General features: G+C 53.6%; 11 protein-coding genes, 1 tRNA gene and 1 pseudogene. 3 read left to right on the top strand and 10 right to left on the bottom strand.

Features of this window, described 5'->3' with window-relative positions:
- Positions 1-12: 12 nt before the first annotated feature.
- Positions 13-1,335, bottom strand: coding sequence for a HEAT repeat domain-containing protein (locus H6G52_RS00310; protein ID WP_242026120.1), 1,323 nt, complete (start codon positions 1,333-1,335; stop codon positions 13-15).
- A 606-nt stretch (positions 1,336-1,941) separates the two neighbouring features.
- On the opposite strand from H6G52_RS00310, the gene H6G52_RS00305 reads away from it, so the two are divergent.
- A complete protein-coding gene (locus H6G52_RS00305) occupies positions 1,942-3,021 on the top strand; it encodes a folate-binding protein YgfZ (protein ID WP_190525719.1) in 1,080 nt (359 codons plus the stop codon).
- Positions 3,022-3,047: 26 nt separating this feature from the next.
- On the opposite strand, the gene H6G52_RS00300 is transcribed toward H6G52_RS00305, so the two are convergent.
- The 3 genes from H6G52_RS00300 to H6G52_RS00290 all read right to left on the bottom strand — a co-directional run bounded on the left by H6G52_RS00300 (position 3,048) and on the right by H6G52_RS00290 (position 4,504).
- A complete protein-coding gene (locus H6G52_RS00300; RefSeq protein WP_099531852.1) occupies positions 3,048-3,635 on the bottom strand; it encodes a chorismate lyase in 588 nt (195 codons plus the stop codon).
- Between the two features lie 397 nt (positions 3,636-4,032).
- Positions 4,033-4,113: transfer RNA gene (locus H6G52_RS00295), tRNA-Leu, on the bottom strand.
- Positions 4,114-4,120: 7 nt separating this feature from the next.
- Entirely contained in the window at positions 4,121-4,504 is a 384-nt protein-coding gene (locus H6G52_RS00290) for a hypothetical protein (protein WP_190525717.1), read from the bottom strand.
- A gap of 97 nt (positions 4,505-4,601) precedes the next feature.
- Between H6G52_RS00290 and accC the strand changes: the two genes are divergently transcribed.
- On the top strand, positions 4,602-5,960 hold the full coding sequence (accC, locus tag H6G52_RS00285; RefSeq protein WP_099531788.1) for an acetyl-CoA carboxylase biotin carboxylase subunit: 1,359 nt from the start codon (positions 4,602-4,604) through the stop codon (positions 5,958-5,960).
- Positions 5,961-6,198: 238 nt separating this feature from the next.
- Here accC and lnt read toward each other — a convergent pair whose 3' ends face one another.
- From lnt to H6G52_RS00260, 5 genes are all read right to left on the bottom strand, one after another.
- Positions 6,199-7,851, bottom strand: coding sequence for an apolipoprotein N-acyltransferase (gene lnt, locus H6G52_RS00280; RefSeq protein ID WP_370567646.1), 1,653 nt, complete (start codon positions 7,849-7,851; stop codon positions 6,199-6,201).
- Positions 7,852-7,854: 3 nt separating this feature from the next.
- On the bottom strand, positions 7,855-8,040 hold the full coding sequence (locus tag H6G52_RS00275) for a hypothetical protein (protein WP_190525715.1): 186 nt from the start codon (positions 8,038-8,040) through the stop codon (positions 7,855-7,857).
- Between the two features lie 86 nt (positions 8,041-8,126).
- The gene (locus H6G52_RS00270) at positions 8,127-8,939 is read right to left on the bottom strand and encodes a PP2C family serine/threonine-protein phosphatase (RefSeq protein WP_190525713.1); all 813 of its coding nucleotides are present in this window, start codon (positions 8,937-8,939) and stop codon (positions 8,127-8,129) included.
- Positions 8,940-8,941: 2 nt separating this feature from the next.
- Positions 8,942-10,255 (bottom strand): ATP-binding protein, encoded by a 1,314-nt coding sequence (locus H6G52_RS00265; protein WP_190525711.1) that lies wholly within the window; start codon positions 10,253-10,255, stop codon positions 8,942-8,944.
- 608 nt (positions 10,256-10,863) lie between these two features.
- Complete coding sequence (locus H6G52_RS00260; protein WP_190525709.1) at positions 10,864-12,789, bottom strand: GTPase family protein; 1,926 nt, start codon at positions 12,787-12,789, stop codon at positions 10,864-10,866.
- Between the two features lie 301 nt (positions 12,790-13,090).
- Here H6G52_RS00260 and H6G52_RS00255 point away from each other — a divergent pair, with 301 nt between their 5' ends.
- Positions 13,091-18,514 carry an ATP-binding sensor histidine kinase gene (locus H6G52_RS00255; protein WP_190525700.1) on the top strand — a complete coding sequence of 1,808 codons (5,424 nt, stop codon included), beginning with the start codon at positions 13,091-13,093 and terminating at the stop codon, positions 18,512-18,514.
- Here H6G52_RS00255 and H6G52_RS00250 read toward each other — a convergent pair.
- A pseudogene (locus H6G52_RS00250) lies at positions 18,504-18,686 on the bottom strand (Uma2 family endonuclease); the annotation flags it as partial. The gene H6G52_RS00255 and the pseudogene H6G52_RS00250 overlap by 11 nt on opposite strands.
- Positions 18,687-18,705: the final 19 nt, after the last annotated feature.

The raw sequence follows: 18,705 nt of genomic DNA, 5'->3' as shown, positions 1-18,705 counted from the left end.
GCCAACGACGCTTTAAGCAAACGGCATGGTTGCTCCGTCCTGGGCCGCTTGGGCGATCGCTTGCCATTCCTGAAGGCCTTGGCGGGCGGTGGCGGTTGCCTGCTGGGCCGCCGCCTGATCAATCCAAGCCGCGAGTCGATCGGCTCCCTGTTGGGGGTCGATTTGCCGCAGTGCCGCCAACACTTGCAAGGCCAGGGTCGGGGACTGGTCGGGCCGATCGCGCAGCCGGGGCAGCAGTCGATCGAACGCGGCCGCCACTCGCAAATTACCCAGGGCTTCAATTAAGGCCCCCTGAACTGCCCCGTCGGTGAAGGGAGCCAGGGGCCGATCGAGCCAATCGAGCAGCAGATGAGCCACCCGGCGTTGATAGGTTTGATCGGAACTGTGATGCTGGGCGATCGCCACAATCCCCCCCAACAACAGCTCTGTTTCACCTTGGGGCAACCGCTCTCCCAAGGCCGCCAAGGCCGAGGGCAATCCCATCTGAGCCAACAACCGCACCACCAACGCCGGTGGTAACTGTCGCCGCTCCCAGGCCGCCACCAAAGCGGCCCGCGCTGATTCATGGCCCCAGTGGCTGAGGGCCAAGGCGGCCGCCTCTGCCACCGAGGCCGCCGGATCGCTCAACAGTTGGGTGAGGGTTTGGGCGATGGTTTCTTGGGCCACTGGGCTGTGGCCCCAACGCTTGGCCCCCAAGGCCGTCACCGCCACCAGCCGCACCGTGGTCTCCGAGTCTTGAGTTCCTTGCAGCAGGTGGGGCAACAAGGCGGGATGGGGCAAGCTGCCCAGGGCTTCCAAGGCGGCCCGTCGCAGGGGAGGTTGAGGAGAAGCGGCCCCAATCAGGAGACCATTAATTGCGTCGGGGTGGTCAATTTGCCCGATCGCCTTGATCACCAAGGGCCCCCAGTTCGGATCCGTGAGGTAAGGGTTCAGACAATCCAGCGCCACCGTTCGCAATTGGGGCGATCGCTCTGCCAATTTGCCCAGGGCCTCAATCGCCGCCGCCTGCACGGAGGGATCCGGCGCGATCGACAGCAAATTCACCAGCGATTGCACCGCCGCTGGGTCGTCAAACTCTCCCAAGGCCCTGGCCACAAACCAGCATTGCTCTAAATCCAGCGCCTCATCGGTCAGCAACGCCACCAGAGCCGGAATCGCAGACTTGCCAATGGTTTTGAGCTGCCCGATCGCCTGCCAGCGTTCATAAAAATCCCCATCCGCCAAAGTCGCCAGCGCCTGATTTAACGCTGGATTGCTCACTGGCTCCAGCACTTGATCTAGCGGTTGACCGGGCAGTTGCCCCAACTCCTGCTCTTGATGGTGATTCAATGGCATAGCCAACCGTTTTTGAATTGAAGTGTCTGGATTGAAGTGTCTGGATTGAGTCTTGAGCAGCAAACTGACTCTCAGCTTAACTGTCTCTATCTAACTGTCTTTCAACTGGAATCGCTGGGGACAATAGACCTCTTTCACGAAAAACCCTTTTCTCAAGATCGGCTGATCAACGATCATTTTGTAGGTTGGTTTGAGGTACGAAACCCAACAACAGCAAGGTTCTTGGTGATCGAGTTGGGTTTCGCAAAGCTCAACCCAACCTACCGGAGAACCAGGCGCTTGAGCATTTTGTCAGTCAATCAGCAATCTTGAAGAGAGACTTAGGATCAGGAGCGTGATTGATATAAGAGGCCTATTAATTTGAAACGGGTTCGGCCATTCTGACCATGACTAGTACGGTGGAGCATTGGCCCGAGTTGGCAGCTTTGCGCTAGGGTTTGGAGCGGCGCGATCGGGCACTCCAAGGCAAATCTCCCGATGCAGGTCTGGCCCAAACCAGGCACATTGATACAGAAGAGATACAGAAGATGAGATCGCCCGGTCGCTAGGCCTAAGGCATCCATGGCATACAAAACCGTTGAGCAATATTGAGAGCAGTTCTGAACGATGGTAACCCTGCAAGACGCACAACAGCAGATGGGAGCCGTATGGGATCCCGCCGTGGCCGAGGGGCAAGTGCCCGCCCATTTCGGCAACGATCCAGCGGCGATCGCGGCGGTCACGACGGGGGTGGCCCTGGTGGATCGATCGCACTGGGCCCTGTTGCAATTAATGGGGGACGATCGGGCCTCGTTTTTACATAACCAAAGCACCGCCAACATCAAAACTCTGCAACCGGGCCAGGGTTGCCAAACCGTGTTGGTGACTTCCACCGCTCGCACCCTGGACTTGGCCATGGTGGCGGTAACGGCGGAAGCGCTGGATTTATTAGTGTCGCCGGGGATGGGGCCAACCCTGTTTCGCTGGCTCGATCGCTACATCTTCCCCGCCGATCGGGTCGCCCTCACGGATATCAGCGGTCAATTCGCAACTTTCAGTCTTTTGGGGCCCCAAAGTGACCTTTGTTTGCAACAGTTGGGGGCGGCCCTTGACGAAATTTCAGCCCTGGAACCCTTTGCCCACCAAACCATGATCCTGGCTCAGGATGTGACCGTGCGGGTGCAACGGGGCAGCGGTCTGGCCACCGATGGCTATACCCTGTGGGTGAGCAGCGATCGAGCCGGTGACCTGTGGCAGGCGATCGCCCAAGCGGGAGCCGTTCCCCTGGGCGAACAGGCCTGGGAACAGTTGCGGATCACCGAAGGGCGACCAGCGGTGGGCCATGAGTTGACGGAAGATTACAACCCTCTAGAAGCAGGGCTATGGACAGCCGTTTCCTTTAACAAAGGCTGCTACATCGGCCAAGAAACGATCGCCCGCCTGAACACCTACAACGGCGTGAAGCTGAACCTCTGGGGATTTCGACTGCCTCGGGTGATCGCCACCCCCTGTCCGATTTTGCAAGCGGATCAGAAAGTGGGAACCCTCACCAGTTGTGTGGCCACCGAAAACGGGGCGATCGGGCTGGGCTATTTGCGCACCAAAGTGGGCGGCGCGGGCTTAAGCGTCATGATTGACCATTGCCCCACCGACGCGATCAACCTGCCCTTCATCACACGCGAGCTGGCCAACACCATCGATCATTAGCGATCGTTACATTGCAATCATTGCCACTACTGGCGGGCGATCGGCCCCAAGTAGCGCTGGAGATGTGGGGAAAAGACCTCAAAAATCAGCGTGAGGGGCTGATTTCGATGCCAAAACAGGTAATGTCGCCCCCAGAGCGGCCCCGACTCTCCAAACGCGGCCTCTAGGGCCGCCGATCGCCCATAGCAAATTCCCCGCACATCGCGGTAAAGCTCCGTGCGCAACCGAGCCAGACTGGCCCAAATGGGCAGCGATCGATTTTGCAAATACTCATCCACATGGCTGGCTTCCCACCAAGACGTGGCATAGGCCAACCGCTGGCCGGAAGCTGTCCGTAACCAAACCTGGCGACGTAATCGCGGCCCCGGAACCATTTCGATCGCCTCCGGGGCCCCGTCCCCCGCCGGCCCCACCACCGACATATCAATCACATCCACCTCGGTTGGTTCTCCCGTCAGCAATTGCAGATGGCGAGTGGGTGACCCATCTCCCAACAACAACATTTGCCAAGGGGGAGCCAAAAAATGGTGAGGTAAGCCCTGCTGCACAACGGTTTCATCCCCTTGCCAGGTGGGTTTCAGCCGATGCCAATCCCCATGGGATCCCAGCTCGATCGAGGGGCGATCGACGGGGGGCTGAGGTGCAGATAAATCCGCTTGTCGATCAGTAACGCTAGCAGTCAAGGTCTTTGCATTTCTTAACTTTTCTCGATCCTAACACTCACCTAAAGAAAAGGGACTGAAGCGCCGCCCTCGTGATGCGGCTTTCAGCATCTCCCCTGGAATTTCTGGAATTTAAGGACGCGGCGGGTCTCGATCAATTTAAGAGTCCCGTTCATCCTGTCGAGAGCCTGAGTTGAGAGCCTGAGTCGCAATCTTGAGCCACAACTCTGAGCCGGAGATTATGAAAAACCGGATCACTGAAAATCAATGATCCGGTCGCAGGTTATGAGCTGAGGACGCTCAAGCCAGGTTTCAAAGTGCTCTGGATGAAGTCCAATCTGGAATTCGATGCGGATGGCGGGACTCGAACCCGCAAGGCAAAGCCACACGCCCCTCAAACGTGCGCGTATACCAATTCCGCCACATCCGCAGGTGATTCACTGATGACGCTGGTGTGAGTTTTTGGGAGTATTGCCGAACCCAACTGAGGATGTTGGGAGCAAATTATTGTTACCCGTCAAACCAGCCGTAGCAGTATAGCATTCTTCGATCGTTTTGTTGAGCCTTGGCTGAGGTTCATCAACAGATTCATGCAGATCGGGATACACATCGGGATGCAGATTGGGATGGTGCTGGAGCCAAGATCGAAGAATTGGGCTAGATACTGAATCAAATTCAATCAGTGTCAAATTCAATCGGTATCGAGCATCGAGCCAAATCTTGAGCCAAACACCAAATCTTGAGCCAAATCCAAATATTGATTGAGCCAAATCTTGAGCCGAGATTGAACGAGATCCCAAAGGATCCAGCACAAGCACCACCCTCGGCCCGATTTCCCCAGACTCCGCCGCCCGATCGCCCGCAGGCCACCCACGATGATAGGATTGGCTACCGCGCCCCACCTGCGATCGTACGACAATGCGCTTTTCAAAAGTCCTGATTGCCAACCGTGGAGAAATCGCCGTTCGGGTAATCCGAGCCTGCGAAGAACTGGGAATTTCCACTGTGGCTGTTCACTCCACTGCCGATCGACAAGCCCTGCACGTGCAGCTTGCCGACGAAGCCGTTTGCATCGGCGACGCAGCCAGCAGCAAGAGCTATCTGAACATTCCCAACATCATCGCTGCCGCTCTCACCCACAACGCCACGGCCATTCACCCGGGTTACGGTTTTTTGGCAGAAAACGCAAAATTTGTCGAGATTTGTAACGATCACCAAATTGCCTTCATTGGCCCCTCACCGGCCGCGATTCGGGCCATGGGCGACAAGTCCACTGCCAAGGAAACCATGCAACGGGCCGGCGTGCCCACGGTTCCCGGCAGCGAAGGACTGGTGCAAAACGAAGAATCGGCCCTGGAGCTGGCCAATGAGATTGGCTATCCCGTGATGATTAAGGCCACGGCGGGTGGTGGCGGTCGCGGAATGCGTTTGGTGCGCAGTGCGGAAGAGTTGCCCAAGCTGTTCCAAGCGGCCCAAGGGGAAGCGGAAGCGGCCTTTGGCAACCCGGGCCTCTACATTGAGAAATTCATTGAACGGCCGCGGCACATTGAGTTCCAAATTTTGGCCGATAGCCATGGCAACGTGATCCACCTGGGTGAGCGGGATTGTTCCATTCAGCGCCGCCACCAAAAGCTCCTGGAAGAAGCGCCCAGCCCTGTGTTGAATCCGGAGTTGCGGGAAAAAATGGGCAGCGCGGCCGTGGCAGCGGCCAAGTCGATCGACTATGTGGGCGCAGGAACGGTGGAGTTTCTGGTGGATCGATCGAGCAATTTCTATTTTATGGAAATGAACACCCGCATTCAGGTTGAACATCCAGTCACGGAAATGGTTTGCGGCCTGGACTTGATCGCTGAACAACTGCGGATTGCCCAAGGGGAAAAACTGCGCCTCACCCAAGATCAGGTACAGTTGCGCGGCCATGCGATCGAATGTCGAATTAATGCGGAAGATCCCGATCAAAATTTCCGCCCTTGCCCCGGTCGGATTGGGGCCTATTTGCCGCCGGGTGGCCCGGGGGTGCGGATCGATTCCCACGTTTATCCCGATTATGAAATTCCGGTCTACTACGATTCTTTGATTGGCAAATTGATTGTTTGGGGCCCCGATCGCTCCAGCGCGATCGCCCGGATGAAGCGGGCCCTGCGCGAATGTGCCATCACCGGGGTGAACACCACGATTGGTTTTCACCAAAAAATCATGGAATCGCCGGAGTTTATTGGCGGCGAAGTTTATACCAATTTTGTTGAAGAGTGGATGAGCAAAAATAAAAAGCGCTAGTCAAGCGCTAATCAAGCGCTAATCCTAATCCCTGAATTGCTGACCACCTTCCTAACCTGTTTCGGAGTCAACCATGGGCGACCATTGGATGGATTGGGCCACGGTGATTGGCTATGTGGGATTCACACTATTCATCATGTGGCAAATTTTTAGCCGATCCCAATGAACCCGCTGATTGTGGGGTTGGAACAGAGCATTGGGACAGGGGAAATTGCTGGCTCCGCTGGGCGAATTGTCCCTAGCGATCGGGCAAGGATGAACCAACACGCCGCGATCCCCAGCTCACCGCCAAAGCCAAGGGAACAGCCAGGGGTGTGAGCCAATCGCCCCAACGGACGTAGGGTGTTTGCTGGGTGCGGCGATAGATTTCGGTGGCGTGGAGTTCGTAGACATTGGGGCGCGATCGCCAGTGGGTGACTCCGTGGGGATCGATGAAGGCGGAATAGCCGGTGTTGGCGGCGCGGGCCGCCCATCGATCGGTTTCGATCGCCCGCATCACGTCTTGGGCGTGGTGTTGGGCAAACATCGTGGGCCGGTAATGGGCGTTGTTGGCTGCCGAGAGAATGAATTGCCCGCCGCTGGCCGCCTGCGATCGCGCCAATTCCGCATGGGCTGAGTCATAGCAAATCAAGGCGATCGCCTGACCAAAGGGAGTGTTAAGGCGCTGATTGGGCTGGCCGAGGGCCAACTTGGTGTCCAGCGGCGATAGGCGATCGATGAAGCCGCCAATCAAAGACTCGAAGGGAATATATTCCCCCAGGGGCACAAGGCGCACTTTGTCATAGCGACCCACGGCTTTTCCGGTGCGATCGAGGGAGATGAGGCTGTTGGTGAGGCGATCGGGTTGCTGGCGATCGGGCGCAAACAGACCCAACCACACGGGCACAGCCCGATCGAGCACTGCCGACAGGAATTCATTGCGTCGATCGCGAGTGGCCTCCGCTGTCCAGACCATTGGCAAGGCCGTTTCGGGAATCAGCACGCCGTCAACGCCCGCCTCTGCAAGAGTTTCATAACCCCGTTGATAGCCCGTGAGGGCCCTGCGCCAACCTTCGGAGCCAAATTTCAGATCGTTGGGAATGTTGCCTTGGATTACCCCGATCGTCAGGGCCGCAGCGGGGCGATCGGCTAAGGGTTGGGCGGCCAAAGCGGCCCCCAAGCCATGGCCCAACAGCAACAGCGCGATCGCCCCGGCCCACCAACGCCGCCGATGGGTCAGCCAAGCTTCTGCCCAGGCTCCATTCACCCCCACAATCACCGCCGTTACCAGGGCGGGGCCCGACAGTTGGCCCAAGTGCAAAATCGCTAAGTTATGAGGCGCTTGGGTCAGGCCCAATCCCGTCCAAGCCAAGGGGGATTGGTTCCAGAGCCATTCCGTCACCAACCACAGGGCCAGGCCCAGCGCCCAGCGTCCGCCGGCCGATCGCCCCGCCAATTTGCGGTGTAGCAGCCCAAACCCCACCGCCCAGCAGGCGACCTGTGACCCGGCCCAACCGGCCGCCACCAACCAGCACACCAGGGCAATGGTGAGGCTGGTGGCCCAGGACACTCCCAGCCACATCATGGGATGTAGGCCCGTGAGCCAAAACACCGCCACGAGGTTGTAGCCCAGACCCCAAAGCCAGCCCAACCCGAGTCGATCGCGCCAATTGAGCGTTGGGTTTGCCAGCAACCACCACAGTGGGGCGATCGCCACCCAGGGAAGCGGCCACCAGCCCACCGGCTCCGGCCCCAGCCCCATCGCCACCCCAGCCCCCAAGGCCAGAGCCGATCGCTGCCAACGACTCCACAGCGATCGTCTTGGCCCTGGCTCGCCAGCGGTGGGCGCAACGCCGCTGGCCCAACGACTCAGAAAATCCGTGCCTTGCCCCCCGGTTTTGCGACCAAACACGCCCTAACGCCCCTGTTCGATCGCCGGTTTGGGGGGTTCGGGGGTGGGTTCGGCGCTGGGGCTGAAGGCTGGGCCCACCCAAGCCAGGGCAATGGCCCCCAGCACGATCCATTGGGTTGCTTGCAGGAGCCGATCGGGCGATCGGGGAGCCGTTGGAGGATTGGAGTTGGGGGGCAAATCCGGTTGCATAGCTAGTTTTAAGAGTGTTGTTGAGAGTGTTGTTGAGAGTGTTGTTGGGATTGCTTTTGGGATTGTTTTTGGAATGAGGCTTCGGTTCAATCAGCCAAACGCTGAACCAAAATTAGTGTGACATCATCATCGGTACGCTGGGCGATTCGATCGGACTCTAAAAACGCCCGCAGCCGATCGATCACGACGGTCAGGTCTTGGCTTTGGGCTAAAAACCGAAACAACGGCTGAAAAAAGGGCTGAAAAGGCGATTGATCGGGTTCCTGTAAGGCCAAGCGCTGCAAACCATCGGAAAAGAGCGCGAGAGATTGCCAATCACCGAGCCAAGTGACCAACTGAGGCGATCGGGCGGCCCCTGGCTCCTGCAAAAATCGGGTTTCGTTGGCAAATTCTCCCTGTTCCGGCTGCGTGAGCGTTTGCCAGTTGCCCTGGGCATCTTGAATCACCACCGCCCCATCGCCAATTTGGCCGATCGCCAATCCCGTTGGTAAGGCCACCGTCACCACCAAGGTGCAAGCCAACTCTCGCAAGGCCAAATCCCGATCGCGTGCGGCCCGATCGACCGCCCACCGAGCCGCCCGCACCACCGCCCGCAACAACGGCAACCAATCCGCCAACGATCGGGGCGATCGCCGCCGCTGCCAACGAGGCAACAACGTTAAAACCGTTTCCACCGCCACCTGGGCCCCCAGATCGGAGGCACTGGCCGATCCAGCTCCGTCGGCCACCACCGCAAATCCTGCCCGATCGCCCAAGGCCCAACCACTAGCATCTTGGCAAGGTTCCGCCGCCCGCCGATGCCGACTCCCCGCCACCGACAGGGCGATCGATGCCATCCGCATCGATTCCAGTTGCATCCCAAGTTGCAGCGATGCAACTTCCTGACCCGTGACGCTCAATCCTAACTCCTGTCTACACAAACCAGCGGCAACTCAATCATAAAGGTTGTACCCGCCCCTAACTGGGACTCCAACCACAATCGACCGCCATGCTTTTCTTCAATCACTTGTCGAGACAGGGTTAAGCCCAAGCCGGTTCCTTTGCCCACCAATTTAGTTGTAAATAAATGCTCAAAAATTTGGCTTTGTAGCTCCTCAGCAATGCCGCGCCCATTGTCCTGGATGGATAGGTGAACCGATTTTTGATCCGCCGAGAGGGCAGTGGTGATGATGATTTGGGGGGGATTTTCGCTGAGCGCCTGGACAGGGCGATCGCGGCAAGCTTCATCCAGTTCATCGATCGCGTTAGCCAGCAAATTCATAAACACCTGATTCAGTTGACCGGCAAAGCATTCCACTTCAGGCACATCACCATAGTTTTTAATGACCTGAATGGCGGGCCGATGATCATGGGACTTCAGGCGATGTTTTAACAGTAAAATTGTGCTGTCCAATCCATCTTGCAAATCAAAACTAACTGGATATTCACTATCTAAGCGCGAGAAGGTTCTTAAGCTATCACTAATCGTTTTAATGCGATCAATTCCCTGATTCATCGACTCCAAAAGCTTGGGCAAGTCCTGGCAAATGAATTCTAAATCCACTTCTTCAATGAGTTGTTGCACCTGCTGATGGGGATCGGGGTGATGTTCCGCATAGGCATCCAACAGGGCAAACAGATCCTCTAGGTGCTCCAACGCAGGGCGAATATTGCCCTTTAAAAACCCCAAAGGATTATTAATTTCATGGGCCACCCCGGCGACCAAATTCCCCAGGGCCGACATTTTTTCACTTTGTACCAGTTGAATTTGCGCTTGCTGAAGCTGTTCCACCACCTGCTCAAGGGTCGTGGACTTTTCTAAGAGCTGAGCCTCGGATTCTTGCAAACGTCGTTCGGCCATCACTCGATCGGTCACATTCTGGGCGATCGAGTAAATGGATAGCATCTGATCTTGGTCATCAAAAACCGGCGTGTTAATCCATTCACAAATAATGACACTGCCGTCTTTGCAGATATTCTCATTTTGACAAACAACCGTTTTTCGCTCCTGTAAGAGGGCTACCATCAGCGGCTTAATTTCGGTTTGCACGGTTGGCGACACAATCCGGCTAACCGGTTGTAGATAAATTTCTTCCGCAGAATAGCCAAAGATTTTTTCGGCAGCCGGGTTCCAACTGATGACACAGAAATCTTGGTTCCATTCAATCAGCGCTAAGGGGGTTTGCTGAATCAGGAAACTGAGTTTTTCAGTGATGCCAAGAAACTGGTTTGACATAACAGTCAGTTGTTGAATGGAAGGAAAATTAGCAATCTTGCTGAGTCGATGTCTGAAAAGCGTCTTGGATTATTTGCCAAGCACGAATCATCACGAAGGTAAGGAGCTTAAGCCCCTTATCTGCGATGACACCTGAAAGGAGTAGCTATGGCTTTTCAGACATCTACTTAGGGATAACTCTTAGCAAGCTATCCAAACACTAAACATCAAACAATCAGCCCAAGACAGACCATAATTATGAATATCTGCATTGGATTGAATATTTATAAAGAGTACCAGCGTATTAGAACTTTAAATTTGAGTTGCAAAATGTGCAAATAGCACCAGGTCTTCTCCAATGTTAACGGATGATCTGAATGGCCGCCGTAAATTTGTGATATTTGTAGTTAAAGTTTCGATAATGCATCATCACAAATTAATCCCCCACCTTAGCTGCCGATCAGTGGTGCGTTAAAGTTCTGAATTGATTTTGCTCAATTTTTCGCCAAAAATCAGCAGGGATGCGATTAGCGCGAAATTTCGACTCCGTTCGGGTCAAGGCGCGTTCCTTCGCCATGGAGATTCATCGGCGGCGATCGCCCGTTCCAGCGGTTCTAAACCAATTTTGCCTAGACCAATCGCGCTTGGCGATAGAACTGCACCCGATCGCGCAGGGTATTAGCCGGGGTTTCTTGGCTCCAATGTTCCACCAAGGCATGGCCCAAGGCCCAAGCTTCCCGCTCCGGTGGCTGACCGTTGTCGATCACCAGCGGCCACAGGGACAGCCAATCTAAGTTGCGCGATCGCGCTTCGCCGTCCAGGCCTGCTGTGGGTTGCAGGAGGCTAAACAGGTCGTAGGCCAGTTGCAATTTACCAACCACCAAGGGCAATTGCTCGATCGGGATGCGCTCGGCCAGCAGATAGGCCAAGGTTGGAGAGCCGGTCATCACCCGCGAAATGAGTTGCAGAACGGGGCTTTTGAGAAACAGGGCCAGCCCTTGGGCGGTGGACATTTGGAACACATATTGATCGATGATGCGAGCGGCGGCCGTGGCGCGGGCTTCCCGATCGCGCAGGAAGCGGGCCAAGCGAAGTTCCTGGGCTGGGCCGATCGCCTCTAGTAATGCCAGGGAAAGGGTTTCCAGCCCCCAAGGCCCCCGCTCTCCCAACACCACAGGCAAGAATTGATCGCAATGGGCCCCCAGTAGCTCGGCGCGATATTGCACCGCTTCCCGCATCGATTGCTCCTTGGGTCGATCTCCCCCCAACCAGTCGTAGGGCGGTTGCCACTCCCGCAGGGGCCGCAAGCGATCCACCTGGGAAATAACCCCAATCACCGGAGCCGTTACCCCAGCGGCCTGCAAATCTCGCAAGCAGTCCAAATCCATCTGTAGCGCCGGATCCAGCGCTGGAGTCACCAACAGGATCACGTCTGCGGCCCGAGCGGCCGCCCGGGCCCGCTCTCCGGCCGTTGGGTTACCCGCCTGTTCATAGCCCGGTGAGTCCCACAGCCGCAACCGATCGCCCGTGGCGGCCACCCACTCATAGCTCACCACCCGATCGGTGTTGGGCAACACATCCGTTTCCGCCAACTCCGCCGCAAACAGCCCATTCACCAGGCTGCTTTTGCCGGCCCCCGTTCGCCCCAACAACAACACATTCACCACGGCGGTGGCGATCGCCTCTTCCGGTTCCGCTTGGGCAATCAAGGCTTGCAGGGTTTCGGTTTGGGCCTGGGGAATGGGTGAGGCGATCGGGGCAAAATTTTCCGGCGGCAACCCGGCCCCACCGTACAGGGCGATCGCCTGGCGCGCCAAATTCCGCAAAGCCGTTTCCCGCAACACTTGCCCCAAATTCGCCAACAGGGCGCGATCGGCCCGAGTGCTGGAGCCTTGGGTGATCGTTCGAGCCACCGCCGCCACCGGATTCAAAAACCACTGGGCCCACTGCCAAGCCCGAAACGCCTTGCGCATGGAAGGCTCCAGCTTCTGATACAGCGTATAGGTCTCGTAGGCTTGGCCCACGGTCACCTGGCCCAAAACCGGCTCCAGTTGCTGCATCCAGCGATCCAAATCATCCACCGTCCCTCGCATCAACCGATAGGCTTGGGGCACATAAATACTGAGTAAGGGATAGCTCGCCTCTGGGTAATAGGCCCGAGCCACTGCCGTCGTTAAGCTCAAACAACGCTGCCAAAACTGATCCCAATTTTCCCAAGGGGCCGGGTCGTTTTGGGCAGCTTGCAACAGTTCCGTTAAGGCCACTTCCGCCCGCGCCAACGCACCTTCATTCACCGGCACAGCAACATGATCGCCCCGCTGTTCCCAGTCCGCCAGCCCCGCCGAGGCGATCGCCGCTTCCACTTGCCCCACCATGGATTTTGTCCAGCGCACCAGTAACCAGCGCCAGCCCACCAGCATCAGGGTAAACAGTCCCCAAATCCAACTCAAGCCCCAAGCGTGCAACTGGGAGCCGGCCGCCCACAGCACCACCCCCACTATCGTCACCAACGGCAGCGCCAACACCACCCACTGCCACCGCGCCAATCGCACCATTGCCGCCAACTCCCAAGGCTACGGTTCCCATTCTAGAAACCATCAGGGGCGATCGCCCAAGCTTTTTTAATGCGTGAGAATGGGCAGCAAAACCATGCGTAACAGCAACCATGCGATCAAAAAAAGGCGATCAAAAAAGGCGATCAGTTCACCAGGTTACAAAATCAGGTGATCATCATCACCCTCAGCACAAACATTAAGATTGACACCTAACCAAAAGAAATTGCTAAGCTAGATGTCTGAGTTGATGAAAACACGATCAATTTCAACTCTATCAACGCTTCATCACGGATTAATTTAGATGTCTCCACTGAATGCTTCTTCAATCAATTCTTTTCCTGAAGTTCCTGGCTATAGAATTGTTGAACAAATTCACCGTGGGTCACGTACATCCGTTTATCGCGCCGTCCAGCACCATAGTCAGCGACTAGTAATTCTAAAAGCGCTGCATTCAAGCTATCCCACCTTTAGTGAATTAATTCAATTCCGAAATCAATACGCCATCACTCAAAATCTTGATGTTCCAGGCATTGTGCAGCCTTTAGATTTGGAGCCGATCGGCAATAGCTATGCCCTGATCATGGAAGACTGTGGCAGCATTTCTCTTCAGCAATATTGTCAGCAACAACAACTCAGCTTAGGTGATGTACTCAACATTGCCCTGCAACTGACCACCATTCTGCATAACCTGCATCAGCAACGGGTCATTCATAAAGATATTAAGCCGGCCAATATTCTAATTCATCCAGAATCCAAGCAAGTCAAACTCATTGACTTTAGCATCGCGTCCCTATTGCCCAAAGAGACACAGGAAATTCAAAATCCGAATGTTCTTGAAGGAACCCTGACTTATCTTGCGCCGGAGCAAACCGGACGCATGAACCGGGGGATTGACTATCGCACGGATTTTTATGCCTTGGGTGTGACCTTATATCAACTACTCAGTGGCCAATTGCCCTTTGAGTCAGAGGATCCAATGGAGCTGGTGCATTGTCATATTGCCAAAGTACCCACACCCGTTGAGCAAATCAATCCAGCTATTCCAGCCATCGTGGGGGCGATCGTTGCTAAATTGATTGCCAAAAATGCTGAGGATCGCTATCAAAGTGCCCTGGGACTCAAACATGATTTACAACAATGCTTGAACCAGTGGCAGGACACAGGCACTGTTGCTGATTTTGAATTGGGTCAACGGGATTTAAGCGATCGCTTCCTGATTCCTGAAAAACTCTATGGCCGCGAAACGGAAGTTCAAGCGCTCCTGAAAGCCTTTGATCGGGTTGCTCAAGGCCGTTCAGAATTGATGCTAGTGGCGGGATTCTCTGGAATTGGCAAAACCGCTGTTGTCAACGAAGTTCACAAGCCCATTACTCAGAAAAAAGGCTATTTCATTAAGGGCAAATTTGATCAATTCAATCGCAGTATTCCTCTCTTTGCGTTTGTACAAGCATTGCGCGACCTGATGGGACAGCTTTTGTCAGAATCTGATGCGCAATTAGCCCAATGGAAGACCTATATTCTGGAAGCCGTGGGCAGCAATGGTCAAATTCTGATCGATCTCATTCCTGAGCTGGAACAAGTTATTGGGCCGCAGCCGCCCGCTCCAGAGCTTTCTGGTGAAGCTGCCCAAAATCGTTTTAACCACTTATTTCAAAATTTCATTCAAGTTTTTGCAAAATCAGATCACCCCCTCGTCATTTTTATCGATGATCTACAATGGGCTGATTCAACTTCTTTGGGATTGATGCAAAATCTGTTAACAGAGGCTCGCTCCCATGCTCAATGTCTCTTGGTTTTGGGAGCCTATCGAGATAATGAAGTATTGCCCGGCCATCCCTTTTTAATCACAGTAAAAGCCTTAGAAGAGGCCCATGTTTCCCTGACGACCCTCACCCTCGGCCCCTTAAGTGCGGAGAGTCTCAACCAGTTAATTGCTGATACTTTCCGAACCTCAAACAGCAAAGTACAGCCCTTGACCCATCTGGTGATGCAAAAAACCCAGGGCAACCCATTCTTTGCGACCCAATTCCTCAAAGCACTACACCAAGATAGTCTCATTACCTTCGATCGGGAGGCGGGTCACTGGCAATGCGACTTAGTACCAGTACAGGATGCAGCCTTAACGGATGATGTGGTGGAGTTCATGGCCTTGCAGCTCCAAAAGTTGCCCATGGTCACCCAGGAACAACTGAAGTTTGCCGCTTGTGTTGGGGCTAAGTTTGACCTCAAGACCTTAGCGATTGTTTCAGAACAAACCGAAATTCAAGCGGCTTCAGCCCTATGGCCAGCACTGCAAGAGGGGCTAATCTTGCCAGAGGGCAAGATTTATAAGTTCTATGCGGATCGTGATTCATCCCAGGTCGATCAAGCCTGGAGCGAAGAAATTTCTGGGCAAATTCAATACCGTTTTTTCCATGACCGAGTGCAACAGGCCGCCTATTCCCTGATTCCTGAAGATCAAAAACAGGTGACTCACCTGAAGATGGGTCAGTTGCTCCAAAGTCGCCTGTCGGCAGCAGAGCGCGAGGAGAAGCTATTTGATATTGTCGGGCATTTGAATTTGGGGCGTGGGCTATTAAGTCAGCAAAATGAACGAGAGTCATTGATTCGACTGAATCTTGCTGCCATTGACAAGGCGAAAAAGGCAACGGCTTACGGTGCGGCTCAAGACCTCGTGACGATCGGGCTGGAGCTACTTTCAGAAGAGCCTTGGCAAAACCAGTATGAATTGAGCTTAAAACTCCATCAAATGGCGGCGGATGTGGCCTGTTTAAAGGCTGATTTTGAGGGGGCGATCGCCCAAGTTCAACAGGTTTTAGAGCAAGCTCAAACCGTCTTGGATAAAGTGCCTGTTTATATGGTGCAAGTCAGGGTGTTGACGGCTCAGAATCAATTGGCAGAGGCGATCGCCATTGCTGCCCAAGCTATCACTGAATTGGGAGTTCAGTTTCCAGACGACATCACACCAAGCCTCATCGCTCAAACCTTGCAAACTGTGGAAACTGAGCTAGAAGGAACGGTCATTGAGGATTTGGTCAATTTGCCGGTGATGACTGACCCAAAGACCATTGCCGCCATGGAATTGCTGGGCATGATTATGCCCATGGTATTTATTGCAAAGCCCACTTTTCTGCCCTTTGTTTGCGCAAAAATTGTGAGTTTATCGCTCCAGTTTGGCAACACGCCTGTCTCAAGTGTTGGTTATGCGACTTACGGCTTAGTTTTAGCCACGGGGTTCGGTCAGGTCGATCGGGGCTATCGCTTGGGAAAAATGTCCTTAACCCTAATTGATCGACTCAATACAAAAGCATACAAGTGTTTGAGCATTCTTTTCTTTGCGGCCTGTGTTCAGCACCAGAAAGAATCAATGACTTCCATAGCTGCTTTGCTCAAGCAGGGATATTTAACCGGTATAGAAGCCGGTGACTTTTTATATTTAGGCTATTGTTTAGCCCACTATTTTTATGCTTATTTCTATGGCGGCAAGGAATTATCTGGACTGCAAGCCGAGGTTGATCAATTCTGTTCTGCTATTGCTTCGTCAAAGCAAGATAACGCTCTGGCGTACTTGCAGATGACGAGTGAGTTTCTTGAACGATTGTTGGTCACACACCGCCAGCCCGCTCTCTTGATTGGCGATCGTTATGACGAGACGAAAATCTTTCCAAAACATCTTCAAAATCAGCAACTAACTGATCTTGGGATTGCTTACACCTACAAATTGATCTTGGCCTATTTGTTTGGTGATTATGGGCTTGCCCTTGAATATCTCAGTGAAGTCAAGCAGTATCTAGATAACATTGTCGGAATGTTGCATATTCCCGCCATCCATTTTTATGGAGGGTTAACCTGTTTGGCAGTCGCGATCGGCAAGCCCGAAAATGAGCGATTAGAGCTACTCGCCTTGGTGGAACAGCACCAAAGCAGCCTATCAACTTGGGCAGAGAATGCCCCGATGAATTATCAGCATAAACTGGATCTGCTGACAGCAGAAAAACATCGATTTTTGGGCAATTTCTTGGAGGCAATTAATGGCTATGAGCGGGCAATTTCGGGTGCTAAGGCTAATGGTTTCATTCAAGAAGAAGCCTTAGCATATGAACTGGCCGCGCAATTTTATCTCGATTGGGGTAAGGAGAAAATCGCCGCCAGCTATATGCAGGAAGCCTACTATGGCTATGCTCGCTGGGGAGCGAAAGCCAAAGTGGTTGATTTAGAGCAACGCTACGCCCAATTACTACAACCGATTCTGCAAGCGGCCAATCAACCCTTCGCCCTTTTAGAAACCCTAGCGACGATCACAAATCCTGCTGATTCATCACGCGCCACTCCGCATGGAAGTTCTAGCGGCAGCATTAACCAAATGCTTGATTTTACTGCCCTGCTACAGGTCTCTCAAAATCTGGTCAGTACGATCGCCCTAGATGAATTGCTGCAAACCCTAGCTCAGACGATGTTGAAAAACTCGGGAGCCGATCGATGTGCCTTAATCCTTTGGGAGGGCGATCGATGGCAGGTGAGAGTGATGGCAAACCCAGAGCAGGTGACATTGCAATCGACTCCCTTAGACGATAACCCCGACATTCCGATCAAGCTGATTCAATATGTCAAAAACAGGGCAGTAACGGTTGTTGTCAATGATCTTGATACCGATTTACCCGTCATTGGTGATTATCTAAACTGCTATCAACCCAAGAGTGTCTTGTGTTTGCCAATTCTTAACCAAGGAAATGTGCGGTCTATTTTATACCTGGAAAATCGATCAACCAGTGGCGTGTTTACCAGCGATCGAATCACTATTTTGAAATTCCTTTGCAGCCAAGCCGCCATTTCTTTGGAAAATGCTCGACTTTACCAACAGTCTCAAACCTATGCGCAACAATTGGAACAGTCCCAATTGCAAATGGTGCAGAGCGAGAAAATGGCTTCTCTTGGCAACCTCGTGGCAGGGGTAGCTCACGAAGTTAACAACCCGATCGGCTTTCTCAATGGCAGCATTAACAATGGCAAGGATCACGTCAAAGACTTGTTGGCACATTTGGCGCTTTATCAGCAACATTATCCCAATCCAGTTATTCCCATTCAAGATCACGCTGAAGACATTGACTTGGAATATATCTGCGAAGATTTACCCCAGTTGCTGAACTCAATGCAGGGAGCAACCGATCGAATCAAATCGATCAGCACCAGCCTTCGCATTTTCTCTCGTGCCGACACAGAATATAAGGTCAGTGCCAATTTGCATGAGGGCATTAACAGCACGGTGCTGATTTTGAAATATCGACTCAAGGCAAATCAGTTTCGGCCTGCCATCGAAGTCAAAACTGACTACGGAGACATACCAGAAGTTGATTGTTTCCCAGGACAAATCAACCAGGTATTTATGAATATCCTGGCCAATGCAATCGATGTGTTTGATGAAATGGTGCAGGGTCGATCGTTCAAGGAATTAGAAGCACATCCCCAAATCATCACAATCAGTACAACTGTTGTTGATGATCAAGTGCAGATTTCAATTCGGGATAATGGCAAGGGCATTAGCGAAGAGGTGCAAGCCAAAATCTTTGACCATTTGTTTACCACAAAGGGCGTGGGCAAGGGGACGGGATTAGGGCTAACGATCGCCCGCCAAATTGTCGAGAAAAAACATGGCGGCAGTTTGACAGTCCAGTCAGAATTAGGACAGGGAACTGAGTTTTTGATTCAACTGCCAATCAAGGGCTAGACAAGGCTGCAAAACATTGCTCAACGGCAATAATTCGATCGGGAAAGGCGATCGGGGCGATCGTCTCACCAGGTTGCAAGATCAGCCGATCGCCATAGCCATCAGCACGGGGCGATCGATAAACTTCTAAGTGGCGCTGCTCCAAGTCTACTAACCAATAGTCCCCGATCGCCTCGCGGGCATAGTAAAAT

The organism is Limnothrix sp. FACHB-881 (assembly GCF_014698135.1).
Taxonomy (GTDB): domain Bacteria; phylum Cyanobacteriota; class Cyanobacteriia; order CACIAM-69d; family CACIAM-69d; genus CACIAM-69d.
Note: the sequence above shows the minus strand (reverse complement) of the source record. Positions and strands in the feature narration are given on the sequence as shown.